Source organism: Pseudomonas sp. R15(2017) (assembly GCF_002112685.1).
Taxonomy (GTDB): Bacteria; Pseudomonadota; Gammaproteobacteria; order Pseudomonadales; family Pseudomonadaceae; genus Aquipseudomonas; species Aquipseudomonas glycinae.
In genome coordinates this window covers 158131-177228 of the sequence record NZ_NEII01000013.1, presented here as the reverse complement: position 1 = coordinate 177228, position 19098 = coordinate 158131, and the positions used below count along the sequence as shown (strand labels likewise).

Here is a 19098-nt window from a genome sequence, read left to right as displayed (position 1 = left end):
ATGAGTTTGCTCAATATCGGGATGTCGGGGTTGGCCGCGAGTTCGTCCTCTCTGGCTGTGACAGGTAACAACATTGCCAACGTCGACACCGCCGGTTATTCACGTCAGCAAACCGTGCAGGGCACCAAGTCCTCGATTCAGTACGGTAACGTGTTCATCGGTACCGGTACGACCCTGGCCGACGTGCGTCGGGTGTACAACTCCTACCTTGAATCGCAGCTGCGTACCGCCACATCGCTCAACAGCGAATCCGCCGCCTTCGGTGCGCAGGCGACCGCGCTGGACGGCTCGCTGTCCGACACCAACACTGGCCTCACCGGTGTGCTGCAGAAATTCTTCACCTCGATGCAAGGCGTGTCGACCTCGGCCACCGACGACACTTCCCGTCAGTCGGTGCTGACCGGCGCCCAGGCCCTGACCAGTCGCTTCAATGCGCTGGCCAAGCAGATGAACGATCAGAACGCCACGCTTAACGGCAACCTGTCCGACATGGCGTCCCAGGTGAACAAGCTGGCAACCTCGATTGCCACGCTGAACCAGAAGATCGGCGAGATCTCCACCAGCGGCGGCCAGCCCAACGATCTGCTCGACAGCCGTAACGAAGCCGTGCGTCAGCTCTCCGAGCTGACCGGCGCGCAAGTCGTTGAGCGTGGCACCAGCTTCGACATCTACATCGGCAGCGGCCAGCCGTTGGTCATCGGCAATACCACCAATACCCTGAGCACCGTGCCGCTCAAGGATGACCCATCGCGCATGGGCATCCAGATGGATCGTGGTTCGAGCACCATCGACATCACCTCGGCGATGACCGGTGGTGAAATCGGCGGCCTGCTGACTTATCGCAAGGAAGTGCTTGATCCGGCACTCAACGAGCTGGGCCGCGTGGCACTGGTCGTTGCCGACCAGATCAACCGCCAGCAAGCCCAGGGCATCGACAAGAACGGTGACTTCGGCGCAGCGATTTTCAACAACATCAACAGTGCCGCCCTGATCAGTCAGCGCAGTATTGCCCAGTCCGGCAACAGCGCAGGTTCGGGCAACCTTGATGTCACCATCAAGGACACCGGCAAGCTGACCACCAGCGACTACCAGGTCACCTTCACCAGCGCGACCAACTACACGGTCAAGCGCTCCGACGGCACCGACATGGGTTCGTTCAGTACCACGACCACGCCGCCACCGGTGATCGACGGCTTTACCCTGGCCCTTAACGGTGGTGCGCTGAGCGCTGGCGATACGTTCAAGGTCACCCCGACCCGCAACGCGGCGTCCAGCATTCAGACCGTGCTTACCGACCCGAAGAAAATCGCCGCAGCCGGACCGTTGACCGGCGTGGCCAGTGCCAACAACGCGGGCACCTACACCCAGCCGACGCTGACTGACGTCGTCGACATCTACAATCCGGCGTCCCAGGCGGAGCTGCAGAACGCGCTCAAGTATTCGACTCCGGTCAAGCTGGTGTTCGGTGCAGTCGCCAGTGGCAGCCAGTCGTACAATATGGTCGACGCCAAGGGCAACACCATCGGCACCGGGACCATTGTGCCGGGGCAGGCCAACACCCTGAACCTGAAGATCGGCATGGTCGACTCCACCGGTGCTCCGGTGATGGACACTACCGTCATCCCGAACGTGCAAAAGACCTTCACCGTGCAGACCACCGTGGGCGCGACGCCGAAGTCCGGCGAAACCTTCACCATCAACCTGACCGGTGCGGCTTCTTCGGACAACCGCAACGCCCAGGCACTGGTCGGCCTGCAAACCAAGCAGACCGTGGACACCGGCACCGCCAGCAAAGGCATCAGCCTGACCGACGCCTACAACAAACTGGTGACCAACGTCGGTACCCAGGCCGCCCAGAGCAAGTCCGACAGCGCAGCCACCTCGGTGATCCTGGATCAGGCCCAGGGTGCGCGGGACTCGCTGTCCCAGGTCAACCTGGATGAAGAGACCGGCAACCTGGTCAAGTATCAGCAGTACTACACAGCGTCTTCGCAGATCATCAAAGCTGCGCAGGAAACCTTCGCCACGCTGATCAACAGCCTTTAAGGAGCCGTAATTCATGCGCATTTCCACCGCCCAGTATTACGCGACACAAGCTGCCCAATATCAGCGCAACTACAGCAAGACGGTCGCGACCGCCAACGAAGCCAGCAGCCTGCAGCGCATCAACACCGCCGCCGACGATCCGATCGGGGCGGGTCGTTTGCTCCGTCTGGGTCAGCAGGCCGCGATGCTCGATCAGTACAAAGGCAACATCGACACCACCAAGAGTTCGCTGACGGTTCAGGAGTCCACGCTGACGGCCATCACCGACGCCTTGCAGCGCGCCAAGGAGATCGGGCTGGCAGCCAACAACGGCATCGCCACCGATAAGGACCGCCAGGCTTACGCCGCCGAACTGGGCCAGATCCAGCAACAAGTGCTGGGCTTGATGAACTCCAAGGACGCCAACGGCAACTACCTGTTCTCCGGCTCGAAGACCGATACCGCGCCGTACTCGCAGAATGCCGATGGCACCTACACCTACAACGGTGACCAGACCCAGATCAACCTGGGCATTGGCGACGGTTTGTCGGTGGCCACCAACACTACCGGTTGGGATGCTTTCCAGCAGACCATCAATACTGCGCGCACCCAGACCAATATGACGGCTCCGGCCGTTGATGACGGTCGCGTTGTGCTGACCAACGGTATCGTTGGCAACGCCGCGACCTATAACTCCAAGTTCGCGGCCGGCCAGCCATACACCGTGGACTTCATCAGCAGCACTCAGTTGAAGATCACCGATGCCTTGGGCAACGATGTGACGGCCGAAGCCAGCCAGAACGGTCTGATCAGCAACAGCAACGGCGCCAACCAGACGGTCAGCTTCCGTGGCGTCGACTTGAAGTTGAACATCAACCTCAAGGCCGGTGACACCAACCCGGATGCCGTCATTGCCGGTCACAGTTTCCAGCTGTCGGCCACGCCGGACTCGTTCACCACCGCACGCAGCCCAGGCAACCCGTCGACTGCGGTCATCACCGGTTCCAGCGTGACCAACCAGGCAGCCTACGACGCGGCCTTCCCGTCGGGCGGCGGCGCAGTCCTGAAGTTCACCAGCGCCACTGCGTTCGACCTGTACGCGGCCCCTGTCACTGCCGACAGCAAGCCGATCTCGTCGGGTACCGTGGCCGGCGGCAACGCCACGGCAGCAGGCGTGACCTTCGCTCTTGGCGGCACGCCAGCCGCCGGTGATCAGTTTTCGATCCAGTCCAACAACCACCAGACCCAGAACGTGCTCGACACCCTGGGCCAGATGGTCGCGGCGCTGAATACACCGATCGACGGTGATCCGGTCGCCAAGCAGAAATTCCAGGGGGCAATGGAGTCGGCACTGGGCAACATCGACAGTGCCGCCAACCAGATCGGCAGTGCGGTAACGTCCATCGGCGCCCGCGGGCAGTCGCTGGATGACCAGAGCACCACCAACCAGAGCCTGCAACTGGCAAACGCCACCACCCAGGGCACGATCCGTGATTCGGATCCGGCCGAAGTGATGACCCGCCTGACCTTGCAGCAAACCATGCTGCAGGCATCGCAGCTGGCGTTCAGCAAAATCTCTCAGTTGGGCCTGTTCAACAAGATCTGAAGCCTGGGCGGGCGCGCAAGCGCCCGCCTGCTCCGATCGCTCTGTATCATTTGTCTTTTTCTGCGGTTTCAAAGGGCTCGCTGTTCCGGGCGGGTTCCCGCCGCTTGCGAGTCCGCCGTGAATTCACTTCCTCTTGTCAGCGTCGTCATTCCTGCCTTCAATCCGCGCTTCTTCGAGCGGACATTGAACAGTGCTGTCAGCCAGACTTACAGCCCTTTGGAAATCATCGTCTGCGATGACAGTCGGGGGCCCGAGATCGAGCGCATCGTTGCGTCGGTCATCGAACAGTCCGGTGTGGGCGTGCGCTACATACGCAATCCGCGCACCCTGGGAATGGTCGGCAACCTCAAGGCCTGCCTGAGTCAGGCGCAGGGCGAGTTCATCAAGTTCCTGTGCGACGACGATCACCTGTATGCCGACTGCATCCGGCAGCAGGCCCACGAGATGATGCGTGGCGAGGTCAGTCTGGTGTTGGCCCAGCGGCTGCTCTGGGATGAGCAGGACATCATTCTGCCCGCGCGCCTGGAAAACACGTCGTTGTCGCCGCACAGTGGTCTGTTCAAGGGCGATGACCTGCTGGGCATCTTCGAGAAATTCCCGGTCAATGTCCTCGGTGGGTTTACCAACGCGTTGTTCCGGCGTGTCGACGTTGAAGAGTTGTTGCCGGCGCTGACTCAGGAAGGTCACTGCTTCGTCGCGTCGCTGGATTTTGCCCTGTATGTCTGCCTGCTAAGGCGCGGCAATCTGGCGGTGTCCAACAATGTGCTAAGCGCCGAGCGGCTGTACCCTGAGCGCCTGAGTGCACAACAGCCGATGAAAGATGCGCTTGAGGTCGAGCGTGTGTGGATGACGCAGATGCTCAAGGCGCGCAGCGGCGAGTCGGCGCCTGCACCGGGCTGGGTTCGTTACATCCCTCTGACCAAGGCTGATGATCTGCCCAGGGTCTGGGAGGAGTTGCCGCTGAGTCGTACGCTCGGCACCAAACAGAGTCGTCAGGAGTGGAGTGTCGGCATCGACAGTTGGAGTTTTGCCGAACTCTACGCTCAGTGGCTCAACTGCCGGGTACTGACCGAAGGTCAGCGCACGCTGCTGCCCGAAACCCTCGCCGGCTGGACGCATCAACCCCGGATCGTGCCGATCGTCATCGACGGGCAGGGCAGTCGCGACGGTGTCGAACGCACGCTGGCATCGCTTGCCGCTCAGGATTATCCGCCGGAGCTGATCCTTGTCCTGTCCGCCTCGTGTACCGATACCGAGCTGGACGGGCGAGTGTTCCGCATGCCTTTGCAGGACGATGGCATGGCGCAGATCAATACCCTGCTGCCGCAACTGGCGGGGGCTGACTGGTTCTACCTGCTGCAGGCCGGTGATCGGCTGGTGGCACCGGCGTTGCTGGTCATGGCCGAGCGCATCGTGCATTACCCGTCACTGAAATGTCTGTACAGCGACGAGGGCAGCTTGCGTAACGGGGAGTCGGCAGAGCCTGCGTTCAAGCCGGATTTCAACCTCGACCTGATGCGCAGCTACCCCTATGTCGGTCGGGCATTGGCATTCGAGCGTGAGCGTTTTCTGGCGCTCGGTGGTTTTGCCCCTGACTTCGCGCAGCTCGCGCCGCACGATGTGCTGTGGCGTCTGGTCGAGAGCGATGGCACACAGGTTGTCGGCCACATTGCCGAGGTCATGCTGGAGTCGCCGTTCGACCTGTCCAAGTGGCTCGTGGCCCCGGGTGTCCTCGAACAGAATCCGCGGGTGCTCGAAGCGCATCTGCAGCGCCTCGGTCTGGCCCATGACATCCGTCGTGGCAGCTGTGAACTGCTCAATCGGGTCGACTACCACCACGGCCGGCGTCCGCTGGTATCGATCATCATCGTGACCCGGGATCAGACTGCCGCCTTGCAGCGCTGCGTCGAGACGCTACTGGAAAAAACCGCCTACACCGAATACGAGCTGTTGCTGGTCGATAACGGCAGCACCAGCGCCGAAGCACTGGCCTGGCTGGACGGCATGGCACAACTGGGCAGCGACCGGGTTCGTGTGCTGAGCTTTGCGCAACAGGGCAATGCAGCCGCCACACACAACTTTGCGGTAGGGCAGGCCCGCGGCGAATACGTGCTGATGCTCAATAGCTTTGCAGTGATCACCCAGACCGACTGGCTGGACGAACTGCTCAACCATGCACAGCGCCCGGAAGTCGGGGTCGTCGGTGCCAAGTTGTACAATCCGGACGGTTGCGTGCTGCATGCCGGCCTGATTCTGGGCATGCAAGGTGCCGTGGGATTGCCCTTCTATGGTCAGTCGTTGCAGGCGGACGGGTACATGTTCCGCTTGCAGGCGGTGCATGACCTGAGTGCTGTCGGCGGCGATTGCCTGATGATTCGCAAGGCTATCTATGAAACTGTCGACGGGCTCGACGAGCAGGATCTGGCGCAGGCTCTGAATGTGGCGGATCTGTGTCTGCGCGTCGGCCGGGAAGGTTACCTGGTGGTCTGGACACCTTATGCCATGCTGGCCCTGGGCGCGCGGCCGACGGCCGAGGCCACGGCAGAAGAAGAGCAACTGCAGATTCAGGAGCACGAAACGTTCTACAAGCGCTGGTTGCCACTGATTGCGCGCGATCCTGCGTTCAACGTCAATCTGGCGGTGCATGGAGTAGGTGCGACCAGCTTCAGTCTGGAACCGGGCCTGCGTACCGGCTGGAGCCCGTTTTCACGCAAGCAGTTGCCGAATGTGCTGGCGGTGCCTATCAACGCCTCCGCCATCGGCCACTATCGCATCAGCCAGCCGATGATCGAGCTGGAGGCGGCCAACCGTGCCGAGGGGCGGATTTGCTACGGCTTGCCTTCGATCATCGACATCGAGCGGCAGGCCCCCGATGTGATCGTATTGCAGGGGCGCTATTCGGAAAGTGCCATCGATGAAATTCCACCGCTGAAAAACTTTTTCAACGCCCGGCGGATCTACGAACTCGATGACTATGTCATCGATGTCCCTCATCGCAATGCGCACATCCGCAACATGCCGAACAAGCAGGAAATGGAGCGGCTGGTGCGACGGGCGATCGGTCTGTGCGATCGGGTGGTGGTGTCGACCCAACCGCTGGCCAACGTTCTGTCGGACATGCATCACGACATCCGGGTCGTACCGAACATGTTGTCGCGGCACTTGTGGACTGACCTGCGCAGCCAGCGTCGCACCTCGAAAAAACCGCGGGTCGGATGGGGCGGCGGCACCAGTCACCATGGTGATCTGGCGGTGATTGCCGATGTGGTCCGTGAGCTGGCAAACGAGGTCGACTGGGTGTTTTTCGGCATGTGCCCGGATGACTTGCGTCCGTACATGCATGAGTTCCACGGCGTGATCCCGCTGGATGTGTATCCGGCGAAACTGGCCAGCCTCAACCTCGACCTGGCCCTTGCACCGCTGGAGTTTCACATCTTCAACGACTGCAAGAGCAACCTGCGCCTGCTGGAGTACGGTGCGTGCGGTTATCCGGTGGTCTGTACCGACACCGAGGCCTATCAGGGTTATCTGCCGTGCACCCGGGTCAAGACCAATTCCACGGACGAGTGGCTGCAGGCAATCCGCATGCACCTGGCCGACCCCGATGCGAGCTATCGCATGGGTGATCAGCTGCGTGAAGTCGTACTGCGCGACTACGTGCTGCGTGGCGACAACCTGCGGTACTGGGAAAATGGCTGGCTGGCGGACTGACCGGCACTGCTGAAAAAAGGCGACTTTCGAGTCGCCTTTTTTGCGTCTTCAAGATTCTGTTTGTATCGGAATCGATACTTTTTTCACCGCAGAGCCTCAAGAATCGAAATTTTCCTGTCGATACTTCTCTATTCGCTGACCTCGGACGGTTGCTGCTGGCGTGATCGGCTTGTGCCCGGGAGGCAGGTTTCCCGATTCAACAACAACGCAAGGAAGACGCAAATGTCAGTAGTGAATGGAACGAGTGATGCGGACGGCCTGTGGGGCACCGATGGCAATGACGAACTCTATGGACTGGAGTCGGATGATCTGCTGTTCGCCACTGCGGGATCAGACGTACTGGATGGCGGTGACGGGTTTGATACGGCGAATTATTACGCCTTGTCCTCGGGGGTGAGCGTCGAGTTCAACGATACCTCGACGACCGTCACTGCCGCTGACGGCAAGGTCGATACGCTGATCGGCGTGGAGAAGGTCTTCGGCACTTTTCAAAATGACACCTTCACCAGCAATGTGGCCGGCGTGACGCTGGAAGGCAGTGTCGGTGACGATGTGTATATCGTCGGCAGCGAGGGTGTGACGATCATCGAGGAAAACTATCTCGGCTACGACGAGCTGCGCACCAGTCTCAACACCATCAAGATGGACCCGTTCATCGAGAAGCTGACCTTTACCGGCACGGGCGACTTCAAGGGTTACGGCAATGCCAGCGACAACGAGATCATCGGTGGCGCCGGCAACGACTGGCTGTGGGGCGGCGCCGGCGCTGATCACTTCGTGGGTGGCGAAGGCTTCGATACCGTCAGCTATTCCGACAGCCTCGAAGGTGTGAGAGTCCTGGACTTCGAGAACTTCGACGCATTGACCATCGCCTATGGCGACTCCTTCACCGGCATCGAGGCGATTCAGGGATCGAATTTCGATGACGTGGTGTATCTGCTCGATAACGCCATGATCGTGGATGGAGCTGATGGTTACGACACCGTGAGCTACCGCCTCTCCTGGGACGGCGTCAATATCGGCATTGGTCAGCAGGCAGGTGCTCCGGATGTCACGTTGGTGAACGTGGAGAAAGTCATCGGTACGCCGTTCGCTGACCACTTCACCGCCAACGTCGGCGGCCTGACCCTGGAGGGCGGCGCGGGTGATGATGTGTACACGATCAACAGCGAGGGTGTGACCATCGTCGAGCAGAATTTCCCCGGTGGCATCGATCAACTGAACACCAGCCTGTCGTCGATGCACATGGCTGCGTTCATCGAGAACATGACCTACACCGGCACTGCGGATTTCACTGGATACGGTAATGACGAATCCAACAGAATCATCTCCGGTGCCGGCAATGACGTCCTGTCGGGTGGCGCGGGCGGTGATCGCTTTGAGGGCGGAGCCGGTATCGACATCGTCAGCTACGACGACAGCAACGAAGGGTTGAGCGCCTCGCTGGGCTGGGGGCCGCAAAGCGGTATCGCGCTCTACGATACCTACGTCGATATTGAAGGGCTGCGCGGTAGCCGGTTCGATGACTTCCTGCGAGGCGACTCGGGTGACAACGTCCTCGAAGGCGGGTCTGGTAGTGACCAGATTGTGGGTGGCGATGGCAATGACTATCTCTATGGCGGACTGAAATCCGGTCTCGACACAAATGTCGCGCAGGCCGACTTGCTGTCTGGCGGTTCGGGCGATGACGTCATCGTCAGTGTCGTGAATGACCTGGGTACATTGGCCCATGGAGACGAGGGCGATGACACCGTCACGGTCAACCGCGGCGTTGCCTACGGTGATGAAGGCAATGACGTGCTGACCGGGACCGGCAGCAACTACATGCTGTTCGGTGACAGCGGTAATGACGTGCTGGTTCTCAACCTTGCGGGCCAGTCCGGCAGTGGCGGCTTCGCGTTCGGCGGTACGGGTGATGACACCTATGTCGTGAACACCACCGGGCTGATAACGATTCAGGACGAAGGCTGGGACCTCAATGACACGCTGATCCTGAATACTGTCGCCAATCTCAGCCAGCTGAACGTCACTCGCATCGGTGATGACGCCTATCTGCATGGCGCCAACGACGGCAGCGTCGGCGTTCCTTACAGCGGCGTGAAACTGCAAGGCTGGTACGCCGAGTCTGCCGGGTATCCCGGGTATGCCGGGTACAACAAAATCGAGCATCTGCAGACCGCTGACGGCCAGATCTACGACCTGCCGGCCACGATCGATGGATTCGCGATGTTTGGCTGATCCGTCCGATTGATTGAAACAGCTTGATGAAAGGGATGAGTCCGGCCACGGACTCATCCCTTTTTTCATGCCTGCATTTCCTCGCCGACACAGGGCTGGTGGAGCTGGCGCGTTTCCTGCAAGTCCCCCTCAAATCGCCATAAAACGAGCGCTCGCGGTCATTCACCTGCGCCCGGACTGGCAAAGGTTCAGCCGCAAAGGCCTGCAACAGCGAGGCCGAGCCCTGTGACGTAGAAGAGGGGAGACGATGAAGGCAGTTATTTTGGCGGGTGGCCTCGGCACGCGCATCAGTGAAGAGTCGCACCTCAAGCCCAAGCCGATGATCGAGATCGGCGGCAAGCCAATTCTCTGGCACATCATGAAACAGTATTCCGCCCACGGAATTCATGATTTCGTGATCTGCCTCGGCTACAAGGGCTACGCGATCAAGGATTTCTTCGCCAACTACTTCCTGCACACCTCCGACGTCACGTTCGACATGCGCAACAACCGCATGGACGTGCACCAGAACTACAGCGAGCCGTGGAGCGTCACCCTGATCGACACCGGCGAGGAAACCATGACCGGCGGCCGACTGCTGCGTGCCGGCCGTTACCTCAAGGATGAAGAGGCGTTCTGCTTCACCTACGGCGATGGTGTTTCCGACATCAACATTGCGCAACTGGTGGACTACCACAAGGGCCACGGCCGTCTGGCGACCGTCACCGCCGTGCAGCCACCGGGCCGCTACGGCGCCCTCGAGCGTCACGGCGATCAGGTCCTCGGCTTCACCGAAAAACCGCGCGGCGACGGCGGCTGGATCAATGGCGGCTTCTTCGTGCTGTCGCCAAAAGTGCTGTCGTATATCGCTGGCGACGAAACTACCTGGGAAGCGGAGCCATTGGCTCGACTGGCTCAGGACGAACAACTGAAAGCCTTCGAGCACGAAGGCTTCTGGCATCCGATGGACACCCTGCGCGACAAGAACCATCTCGAAGCGCTGTGGCAGAGCGGGGAGGCCCCATGGAAGCAATGGGCCTGAGTCCTGAGTTCTGGCTCGGCAAGCGGGTTCTGGTCACCGGGCACACCGGTTTCAAGGGCAGCTGGCTGACTCTGTGGCTGCAAAGCCTCGGCGCGCAAGTCAGCGGTTTTTCCCTCGACCCGTCGACCGAGCCGAGCCTGTTTGAACTGGCGCGCGTGAGCGAAGGCATCAACGATCAGCGCGGCGACCTGCGTGATTTGGGCGCCTTGCTCGAGATCATCGCCGACACTGAGCCGGAGATCGTCCTGCACCTGGCGGCCCAGCCGCTGGTGCGCGAAGGCTATCGCGATCCGCTCGGCACTTATTCCAGCAACGTCATGGGCACCTTGAATCTGCTCGAAGCGATTCGTCAGGTCGGTTGCGTGCGGGCCTGCGTGCTGGTGACCACCGACAAGGTCTACGCCAACAAGGAATGGCTGTGGCCGTACCGCGAGGACGAAGCCCTCGGTGGCCACGATCCTTACAGCAGCAGCAAGGCCTGCTGCGAGTTGCTGGCGCAGTCTTACGCGGCATCGTTTTTCCCGGCCGACAAGTACGCCGAACACGGTCTGGCCCTGGCCACTGCGCGGGCCGGCAATGTGTTGGGCGGCGGCGACTTCGCCCCAGAACGCCTGATTCCCGATGTACTGAAAGCCTGGTCGGCCGACGAGCCGGTGACCCTGCGTTATCCGCAAGCCGTGCGCCCGTGGCAGCACGCGCTGGAGCCGCTGGCCGGCTATCTGCAACTGGCCGCCGGGCTCTACGAACAAGGCCCGGAGTACGCCGGAGCGTGGAACTTCGGTCCGGGCGAGGCGGACATGTGCAGCGTCGGCGAAGTGGTCGAACTGCTTGCCAACCGCTGGCCTCAGGCCCGAGGCCTGCGTATCGAAAAGAGTGACCTGCACGAAGCCGGCCTGCTGCGTCTGGACAGCAGTCGCGCCCGTCAGGTGCTGGGCTGGCAACCGCGCTGGACGTTGCAGCAATGCCTGACCCAGACCCTCGACTGGCACCTGGCGTGGCAGAACGGCGACGACATGCGCACCGTGACTCTCGGCCAACTGAACCTGTACCGGGGCGCGCTGTGAGCGAGTTTTCCTTGAAGCCGTTGCCCCTGGCCGGGTTGTTCAGCGTCCAGCACAAACGCTTCGAAGATCAGCGCGGGCACTTCGCCCGGCTGTTCTGCGAAGGCAGTCTGAAGGCATTCGGCAGTGAGTTTCACATCCGCCAGATCAATCATTCCTGCACCCGCGAAAAGGGCAGCGTGCGCGGTCTGCATTATCAGAATGCCAATGCGCCGGAAGCCAAACTGATCACCTGCCTGCGCGGTGAGGTGTGGGACGTGGCGGTGGATCTGCGCCCGGACTCGGAAACCTTCCTGCACTGGCACGCCGAGCACCTGAAGGCCGGCGACGGTCGCAGCCTGTTGATTCCCGCCGGCTTCGCCCACGGTTTCCAGACCCTCACCGAAGACGCCGAACTGCTTTATCTGCACAGCGCCGATTACGCGCCGGAGCACGAGGGCGGTCTGTCGGTGAACGATCCACGGCTGGCGATCGCCTGGCCGTTGCCTGTCAATAATTTGTCAGCCCGGGATTCCAGCCATCCCGCGCTCGATCAACACTTTGCTGGAGTGCGTCTATGAACTGTCGTGGGTGCGCTGCACCGCTGAGCCTGCCGCTGATCGATCTCGGCACCTCGCCACCGTCCAACGCCTACGTGCACGCCGATCGAATCGAGCAGGCCGAGCAATGGGTGCCGCTGAAGGTCGCTGTTTGCGAGCAATGCTGGCTGGTGCAGACCGAGGATTACACAAGCGCCGACAGCCTGTTCGACGCCGATTATGCCTACTTCAGTTCGTTCTCCAGTACCTGGCTGGCTCACGCCGAGCGCTACGTGGCCGAGATGGTCGAGCGCTTCGGCCTGACCGCCGACAGCCGCGTGGTTGAGGTCGCCGCCAATGACGGCTACTTGCTGCAGTACGTGGCTGCTCGCGGTATCAAGTGCCTGGGCGTCGAGCCGACCCGAAGCACCGCGCAGGCAGCAAGGGAAAAAGGCCTGGAGATCCGTGAACTGTTCTTCGGTCGCGACACCGCCGCCCAGCTGAAAAGCGAAGGCTGGGCCGCCGACCTGATGGCCGCCAACAATGTGCTGGCCCACGTGCCGGACATCAACGATTTCCTCGGTGGTTTCGCCACGCTGCTCAAACCGACCGGCGTCGCCACTTTCGAATTCCCGCAACTGCTGACGCTGATGGCTGGCGCGCAGTTCGATACGCTGTATCACGAACACTATTCCTATCTGTCCCTGACCGCCGTGCAGACCCTGTGCGAGCGCAATGGTCTGGAAGTGTTTGACGTCAGCCAGTTGTCCACCCATGGCGGATCGCTGCGGGTGTTCGTGCAACGCAATGACGGTGCACGCCGCGCCGTGCAGCCAGCGGTGCAACAGCAGTTGCAGGCCGAGCTCGATGCGGGTGTGAAAACCCCCGGGTACTACGCCACGCTGGCGCCGGCCGCCGAACGCATCAAGCACAATCTGCTGCGCTTCCTGTTGCAGGCCAAGGCCGACGGCAAGCGTGTGGTCGGCTACGGCGCTGCGGCCAAGGGCAACACCTTGCTCAACTACGCCGGGGTCAAACCGGACCTGCTGGCCTGGGTCGCCGATGCCAACCCGCACAAGCAGGGCAAGTTTTTGCCGGGCAGCCGCATCCCGATCGTCGCGCCGGCTCAGATCGACATCGAAAAACCGGATTACGTGCTGGTACTGCCCTGGAACCTGCTTCACGAAGTCAGTCAGCAACTGGCTCAGGTGCGTCAGTGGGATGGCCGCTTCGTGATCGCCGTGCCTGAGTTGAGCGTGCTGTGAAGGTTCTGGTCACCGGGGCCACGGGCTTCGTCGGTCGTCATCTGGTCGCGGCATTGCTGGCCCGTGGTTGCACGGTGCGGGCGGTTGCACGCGACGCGCAGAAAGCCGCGGACATGCCGTGGATCAATGACGTCGAGTTCGTGAGCGCGGATATTCACGCGGCGGATCTGGATGTCGCGGCGCTGACCGAGGGTGTCGATGCACTCGCGCACCTGGCCTGGCCGGGGTTGCCGAACTATCGGGCGCTGTTTCATTTCGAGCACAACCTGATGGCCGACTACCGCTTCATCAAAGGCGCGGTAGGGGCGGGCGTGAAGCAGGTGCTGGTGACCGGCACGTGCTTCGAGTACGGCATGCAGAGCGGTCCATTGAGCGAACAGAACGACGCGCAGCCGGCCAATCCCTACGGTCTGGCCAAGCACACCCTGCACCTGTTTTTGCAAAGTCTGCAGCAGGAGCATTCGTTCACCCTGCAATGGGCACGGCTGTTCTATCTGCATGGTGAAGGGCAGAACCCCAACAGTCTGCTGGCGGCGCTGGACCGGGCCATCGATGCCGGCGATGCGACGTTCAACATGTCGGCCGGTGAACAGCTGCGCGATTTTCTGCCGATTGAAACCGCTGCCGCTCATCTCGCCGCGATCCTGCACAAACGCGATTTCGACGGCACGATCAACTGCGCCAGCGGCCAGCCGGTTTCGGTGCGGGCGCTGGTCGAACAGCGCGTGCGTGAGCGCGGCGCGACCATCGGCCTGAACCTCGGCCACTACCCGTATCCGACCCACGAACCGCTGGCGTTCTGGGCGGTGACCGAGCGCTTGCAACAGTTATTGGGAGAGCTGCAATGAGGCACGAGTTGTATCGGGTCACCGACCTGCCGGTGCTGCAGAACCGCACCTTTGCCGATCCCGAATCGGCGAAGGCCTCGGCCAGCGCCGACATGTTGCTGGTGCAGGATGAACGCAGCGGTCTGATCTTCAATGCGGCGTTCGACGCCGACAAGCTCAGCTATGACGCTGATTACCAGAACGAGCAGGCGCATTCCGGCCAGTTCCAGAAACACCTGAGCGATGTCGAAGGCATCATCGCCCGGCACTTCAAGGGCCAGGAACTGATCGAAGTCGGCTGCGGCAAAGGTTATTTCCTGGAGCTGCTCAAGGGCCTGGGTTACCACATCACCGGCATCGACCCCGCCTACGAAGGCGAGAACGCCGACGTGATCAAGGCCCCGTTCACCCGAGGCCTGGGCCTTGCGGCGGACGCCATCGTGCTGCGCCATGTGCTGGAGCACATCCAGGATCCGCTGGGCTTTCTGGCGGTAATCGCCGAAGCCAATCAGGGCGGCGGGCAGATCTACATCGAAGTGCCGTGCTTCGACTGGATCCTCGAACACCGCGCCTGGTTCGACCTGTTCTACGAGCACGTCAATTACTTCCGCCTCGATGACCTGCGCCGGATGTTCGGCACGGTGCATGAGGCCGGTCACCTGTTCGGTGGCCAATACCTGTACATCGTTGCAGACCTTGCCACGTTGCGCCTGACCCCGGAACAACCGGTGCCACGCCTGGCGTTGCCGGACGATTTCACCGCCAGCCTCGAGCGCGCGGTGCAGATCATCCAGGGTGCACCCGGGCAGGGTTCGGCGATCTGGGGCGCCTCGTCCAAAGGCGTGATCTATTCGCTGTTCCTGCAACGCGCCGGCGTGGCGGTGGATCGCGTGGTCGATATCAACCCGGCCAAGCAGGGGCGTTACCTGCCCCTGAGCGGCGCCCGGGTATCCTCGCCGCAAGAGGCGATGGACGCCTTGCCCGAGGGCGCCAATCTGTTTGTGATGAATTCCAATTACCTCGAAGAGATCAAGCGGATGACCGGTGGACGTTACGTCTATCACGCCGTCGACAGCGCTTCGTTCCAGTGACCCTTGAGATTTTGAAAATGACCGACAACAGCATCAACAAAGCTTTTGAAGCCGAATGCCGCGAGCAGATCGCCCAGCAGGGTGACGACCAGAAACTCACCGGCCTGGCCCGTGATTTCTTCAATGAATCGGCCAAACACAAGTACAGCTACCACTTCTCGTGGATGGGCCGTCCGATCATCCAGCTGCCGCAAGACATGATGGCCATGCAGGAAATCATCTGGCAGGTGAAGCCGGATCTGGTCATCGAGTGCGGCATCGCCCACGGCGGTTCGATCATCTACTACGCCTCCCTGCTGGAACTGCAAGGTCACGGCGAAGTGCTGGGCATCGATCTGGACATCCGTGCGCACAACCGTGAAGCCATCGAAAGCCACCCGATGAGCAAGCGCATCAAGATGATCGAAGGTTCGAGCATCGATCCGGCCATCGCTGCCCAGGTTCGCGCTGCCGCCGAAGGCAAGAAAGTCATTCTGGTGCTCGATTCCAACCACACCCACGACCACGTGCTCGAAGAGCTGCGCCTCTACGCGCCACTGGTTTCGGTCGACAGCTACTGCGTGGTGATGGACACCGTGGTTGAAGACATGCCGGCCGATTTCTTCCCGGATCGTCCATGGGGCCCGGGCGACAACCCGAAGACTGCCGTGTGGAAATACCTGGAAGAGAACAAGGATTTCGAGATCGACGTTCAGCTGCAGAACAAGCTGCTGATCACCGTGGCGCCGGACGGCTATCTGCGTCGCGTTCGTTAATTCGCAACATCACCCAAGCGTTGTCTCGGCGGATCGCCGGTTGTGGAGAAAGTTATGCAAGGCAAGTTCAGTTCTGAATTGACGCTACCGCTCAACGAGCTGTTGACCGTGGTGCTGATTACGCACAATCGTCCGGCGTTCCTGCGTCGGGCGGTGAAGTATTACAGCAGCTTGCCCTGCAGAATCATGGTGCTGGACTCCACGGCCGAGCGGCCGGAAGGCGACTTCTGCGCAGTCGATTACCACCACGTGCCGCAGTTCGCCTACTGGGGCATGCAGGCCAAGCTGGCCTATGGCGTGGAGCAACTGACCACGCCGTACATGGTGCTGGCAGCCGACGACGACTTCATCCTGCACGACTCGCTGGCCGAGTCGGTGGGCTTCCTGCAGGCGAATCCGGATTACGGCATGTGCCACGGCTACTGCATGATGTACCTGACGCTGGGCGGTGGCGTGAGCTACTACCGCCGCGACAAGAAAGTGCAGGAGGACTATGCGTCCGAGCGGGCGCAGGACCGCGTCGTCGACTACATGAGTCAGTACATCCCGCCGTTCTACGCGGTGACCCGTACCGACCTGATGAAAACCTGGCATTCGGCATTGCCGCCGGGCACCAGCTTCCAGTGGCAGGAGATCGGCCACGTGTACTTCCTGCTGGCCAGTGCCAAGGCACGGATCCTGCCGATCCCGTATGTGGTGCGTGAGATCAACTATGGCAACTCCGAGCACAGCACCGAGGTCTACCACTCGCTGACCTATATCGATGCCAAATCCGTGGCCGAACGCGAAGCCTTTGCCGAATTCCTGGCGGGTCTGCCGACCGGTATCAAGGATTTGAATGCAGAGCAGGGCAAGGCGTTTGCCCTGCAAAGTTTCGAGGCGATGGTCGACAGTCTGCAAAGCGGCCGCGCTCTGACTGCGGAGCTGATTATTCAGTCGACCTGGAACCATGAACTCAAGCGCCCGGACCGCCGCTTCGGCCCCCTGCAGTACGTCGAAATGCCGTTCTACAACCAGGCTTTCTTCGATCGCCTCGAACAGTTCGAGTTCATGCTGCACGCGATGCCGGCAGGGCGTATTCAACTGGAGAAACTCGAGGGCGTGTGGACGCGTCAGGCGCACCTGATCCAGGCGCGCAACAACGATACGCCGGCAAGCGTGCTCGACCGCCTGTGGCAGGCCCATGACCTCAATGCGTTCAACCGCACCGTAGCCAAGCGCCTGGCCGAGCAACTGCAGCTGTCTGGTGAGGATGAGCAAGCGCAGACGATGCGTGACTGGATCGCACGTCTGGAAACGTTGACTGTCGCCGATCACCATCAGGTGTTCGACCAGATGCAGTCCGGCCGTCTGCTGAAGTGGCTGGAGACGCGTCAAGCCGATGCGGGGCAGATCGAGGCGATTGCCGAACATCTGGCCGTGAACGGTGGTGGCCCGCAGTTCGCCATCTTCCTGCTGGATATGGATGACGACATCGACAAGCTGCAGGTCAGCCTCGACAGCCTGCTCGAAGGTCAATGCAAGGCGTTCCGAATTGTCGTGTTCACCACCGGTGAAGCACCGGCGGCGACCACTGCGCAGAACACCCTGCACTTTGTCCGCGTGACGCCCGACAATCTCGTCGACAAGCTCAACCAGAGTGCTCGTCAGTCGCCTTGCGACTGGTTGCTGCTGGCTGAGGCGGGAGATGAGTTCACTGCCGGCGGCCTGTTGCGCGCCAGTCTGGAGCTGATGAACGCCGGTGGTATCAGCGCTGTTTCCACGGACGAGATTCAGCGCCGGGAAAACGGTGCGCTGATGGATGTGTTCCGTCCAGGCTTCAATCTCGACCTGTTGCTGAGCCTGCCAGGCCTGATGGCGCGGCACTGGTTGATCCGGCGTGAAGTATTGCTGGAAGTTGACGGCTACCGCGCCGATTTCAGCAAGGCGCTGGAGTTCGATCTGCTGCTGCGCATTATTGAACAGGGTGGCCTGAACAGCCTGGCGCACCTCGATGAGCCGCTGCTGATCACACAGGCGCCGGAGCTGGAAGAGAATCCGCATGAGCGTCTGGCATTGCTGCGTCATCTGGGCAATCGCGGTTACAAGGCCAAGGTCACGTCGGCGGTGCCGGGGCTCTACCAGATCGATTATCACCATAGCGATCGCCCTCTGGTTTCGATCGTTATCCCGGTCGGGGACGATCTGTCTGCTCTGCAACGCTGCCTGGAAGGCGTACTGTTGCGCACCCGCTATCACAAGTACGAAATCCTGATAGCAACCACGGCTTCGCAATCGGCCGAGGTCAATGACTGGCTCGGGACTTATCAGCACCCGAAAGTCAGCGTGCTGCGTGCCGATCAATCACTCAGCACGGCTGCGCTGTGCAACGCGGCCAGCCAGCAGGCTCAGGGCGAATTTCTGGTGCTGTTGGCGGCGGATGCGGAAGTGGTCAATCCGAACTGGCTGGACTCGTTGCTCAACCATGCCCTGCGCCCGGAAATCGGTGTGGTCGGCCCCAAACTGGTCAACCGCGACGGCAAGATCAGCCAGGCCGGCCTGATCCTGGGCATGAACGGTGGGGTCGGCTCTGCATTCATCGGCGAGAAACACGACGCCGAAGGCTACCTGTACCGGTTGTCCGTGGACCAGAACTACTCGGCGGTTTCGAGCGTATGCCTGATGGTGCGCAAGGAGCTGTTCGAGGCGCTGGGCGGTCTGGACGACAGCACGTTCGCTGCTGGCTTCAGCGATGTCGACCTGTGCCTGAAGGCCGGCCAGGCCGGCTATCTGACGGTCTGGACGCCATCGGTGCAAGTCATCCATCAGGGCGATATCGCCCAGGCTGATCAGGCACTGGCTGCGTTGCAGGAAAAATGGGCGGCGGCGTTCGCCCAGGATCAGGCGTACAACGCCAACCTGAGCCTGACTGGCAAAGGCTTTGTGCTGAACGACAGCGCTTCGCTCAATTGGGCGCAGTTGATCGCCTAGGTCTGGCGGA

12 protein-coding genes are annotated in these 19098 nt (G+C 61.2%); all 12 read left to right on the top strand.

Annotation, left to right across the window (positions count from 1 at the left end):
- The 12 genes from flgK (at position 1) to CAF77_RS24530 (ending at position 19088) form a co-directional block, all read left to right on the top strand.
- Positions 1-2046, top strand: a complete 2046-nt coding sequence (flgK, locus tag CAF77_RS24585; protein WP_064378598.1) for a flagellar hook-associated protein FlgK — start codon at positions 1-3, stop codon at positions 2044-2046.
- Positions 2047-2059: 13 nt separating this feature from the next.
- The gene (locus CAF77_RS24580) at positions 2060-3631 is read left to right on the top strand and encodes a flagellar hook-associated protein 3 (RefSeq protein ID WP_064378599.1); all 1572 of its coding nucleotides are present in this window, start codon (positions 2060-2062) and stop codon (positions 3629-3631) included.
- A gap of 117 nt (positions 3632-3748) precedes the next feature.
- Positions 3749-7342 (top strand): glycosyltransferase, encoded by a 3594-nt coding sequence (locus CAF77_RS24575; protein WP_064378600.1) that lies wholly within the window; start codon positions 3749-3751, stop codon positions 7340-7342.
- A 222-nt stretch (positions 7343-7564) separates the two neighbouring features.
- Entirely contained in the window at positions 7565-9580 is a 2016-nt protein-coding gene (locus CAF77_RS24570) for a calcium-binding protein (protein ID WP_064378601.1), read from the top strand.
- 247 nt (positions 9581-9827) lie between these two features.
- Positions 9828-10601 carry a glucose-1-phosphate cytidylyltransferase gene (rfbF, locus tag CAF77_RS24565; protein ID WP_007958332.1) on the top strand — a complete coding sequence of 258 codons (774 nt, stop codon included), beginning with the start codon at positions 9828-9830 and terminating at the stop codon, positions 10599-10601.
- Positions 10583-11665, top strand: coding sequence for a CDP-glucose 4,6-dehydratase (gene rfbG / locus CAF77_RS24560; protein ID WP_064378602.1), 1083 nt, complete (start codon positions 10583-10585; stop codon positions 11663-11665). The genes rfbF and rfbG overlap by 19 nt, the downstream gene beginning before the upstream one ends.
- A complete protein-coding gene (rfbC, locus tag CAF77_RS24555; protein ID WP_007958330.1) occupies positions 11662-12222 on the top strand; it encodes a dTDP-4-dehydrorhamnose 3,5-epimerase in 561 nt (186 codons plus the stop codon). The genes rfbG and rfbC overlap by 4 nt, the downstream gene beginning before the upstream one ends.
- On the top strand, positions 12219-13445 hold the full coding sequence (locus tag CAF77_RS24550) for a class I SAM-dependent methyltransferase (protein ID WP_064378603.1): 1227 nt from the start codon (positions 12219-12221) through the stop codon (positions 13443-13445). Before rfbC ends, CAF77_RS24550 begins: the two co-directional genes overlap by 4 nt.
- Positions 13442-14293 (top strand): NAD(P)-dependent oxidoreductase, encoded by an 852-nt coding sequence (locus CAF77_RS24545; RefSeq protein WP_064378604.1) that lies wholly within the window; start codon positions 13442-13444, stop codon positions 14291-14293. Before CAF77_RS24550 ends, CAF77_RS24545 begins: the two co-directional genes overlap by 4 nt.
- Complete coding sequence (locus CAF77_RS24540; RefSeq protein WP_064378605.1) at positions 14290-15363, top strand: class I SAM-dependent methyltransferase; 1074 nt, start codon at positions 14290-14292, stop codon at positions 15361-15363. Before CAF77_RS24545 ends, CAF77_RS24540 begins: the two co-directional genes overlap by 4 nt.
- A 17-nt stretch (positions 15364-15380) precedes the next feature.
- Complete coding sequence (locus CAF77_RS24535; RefSeq protein WP_064378606.1) at positions 15381-16118, top strand: cephalosporin hydroxylase family protein; 738 nt, start codon at positions 15381-15383, stop codon at positions 16116-16118.
- Positions 16119-16172: 54 nt separating this feature from the next.
- Entirely contained in the window at positions 16173-19088 is a 2916-nt protein-coding gene (locus CAF77_RS24530) for a TIGR00180 family glycosyltransferase (RefSeq protein ID WP_064378607.1), read from the top strand.
- Positions 19089-19098: the final 10 nt, after the last annotated feature.

What these genes read in the sequence shown, in the direction of transcription:
- flgK (WP_064378598.1), top strand. Translation starts at nt 1, where the DNA reads ATGAGTTTGCTCAATATCGGGATGTCGGGGTTGGCCGCGAGTTCGTCC.
- CAF77_RS24550 (WP_064378603.1), top strand. Translation starts at nt 12,219, where the DNA reads ATGAACTGTCGTGGGTGCGCTGCACCGCTGAGCCTGCCGCTGATCGAT.
- CAF77_RS24540 (WP_064378605.1), top strand. Translation starts at nt 14,290, where the DNA reads ATGAGGCACGAGTTGTATCGGGTCACCGACCTGCCGGTGCTGCAGAAC.
- CAF77_RS24570 (WP_064378601.1), top strand. Translation starts at nt 7,565, where the DNA reads ATGTCAGTAGTGAATGGAACGAGTGATGCGGACGGCCTGTGGGGCACC.
- rfbG (WP_064378602.1), top strand. Translation starts at nt 10,583, where the DNA reads ATGGAAGCAATGGGCCTGAGTCCTGAGTTCTGGCTCGGCAAGCGGGTT.
- CAF77_RS24535 (WP_064378606.1), top strand. Translation starts at nt 15,381, where the DNA reads ATGACCGACAACAGCATCAACAAAGCTTTTGAAGCCGAATGCCGCGAG.
- CAF77_RS24580 (WP_064378599.1), top strand. Translation starts at nt 2,060, where the DNA reads ATGCGCATTTCCACCGCCCAGTATTACGCGACACAAGCTGCCCAATAT.
- CAF77_RS24530 (WP_064378607.1), top strand. Translation starts at nt 16,173, where the DNA reads ATGCAAGGCAAGTTCAGTTCTGAATTGACGCTACCGCTCAACGAGCTG.
- rfbF (WP_007958332.1), top strand. Translation starts at nt 9,828, where the DNA reads ATGAAGGCAGTTATTTTGGCGGGTGGCCTCGGCACGCGCATCAGTGAA.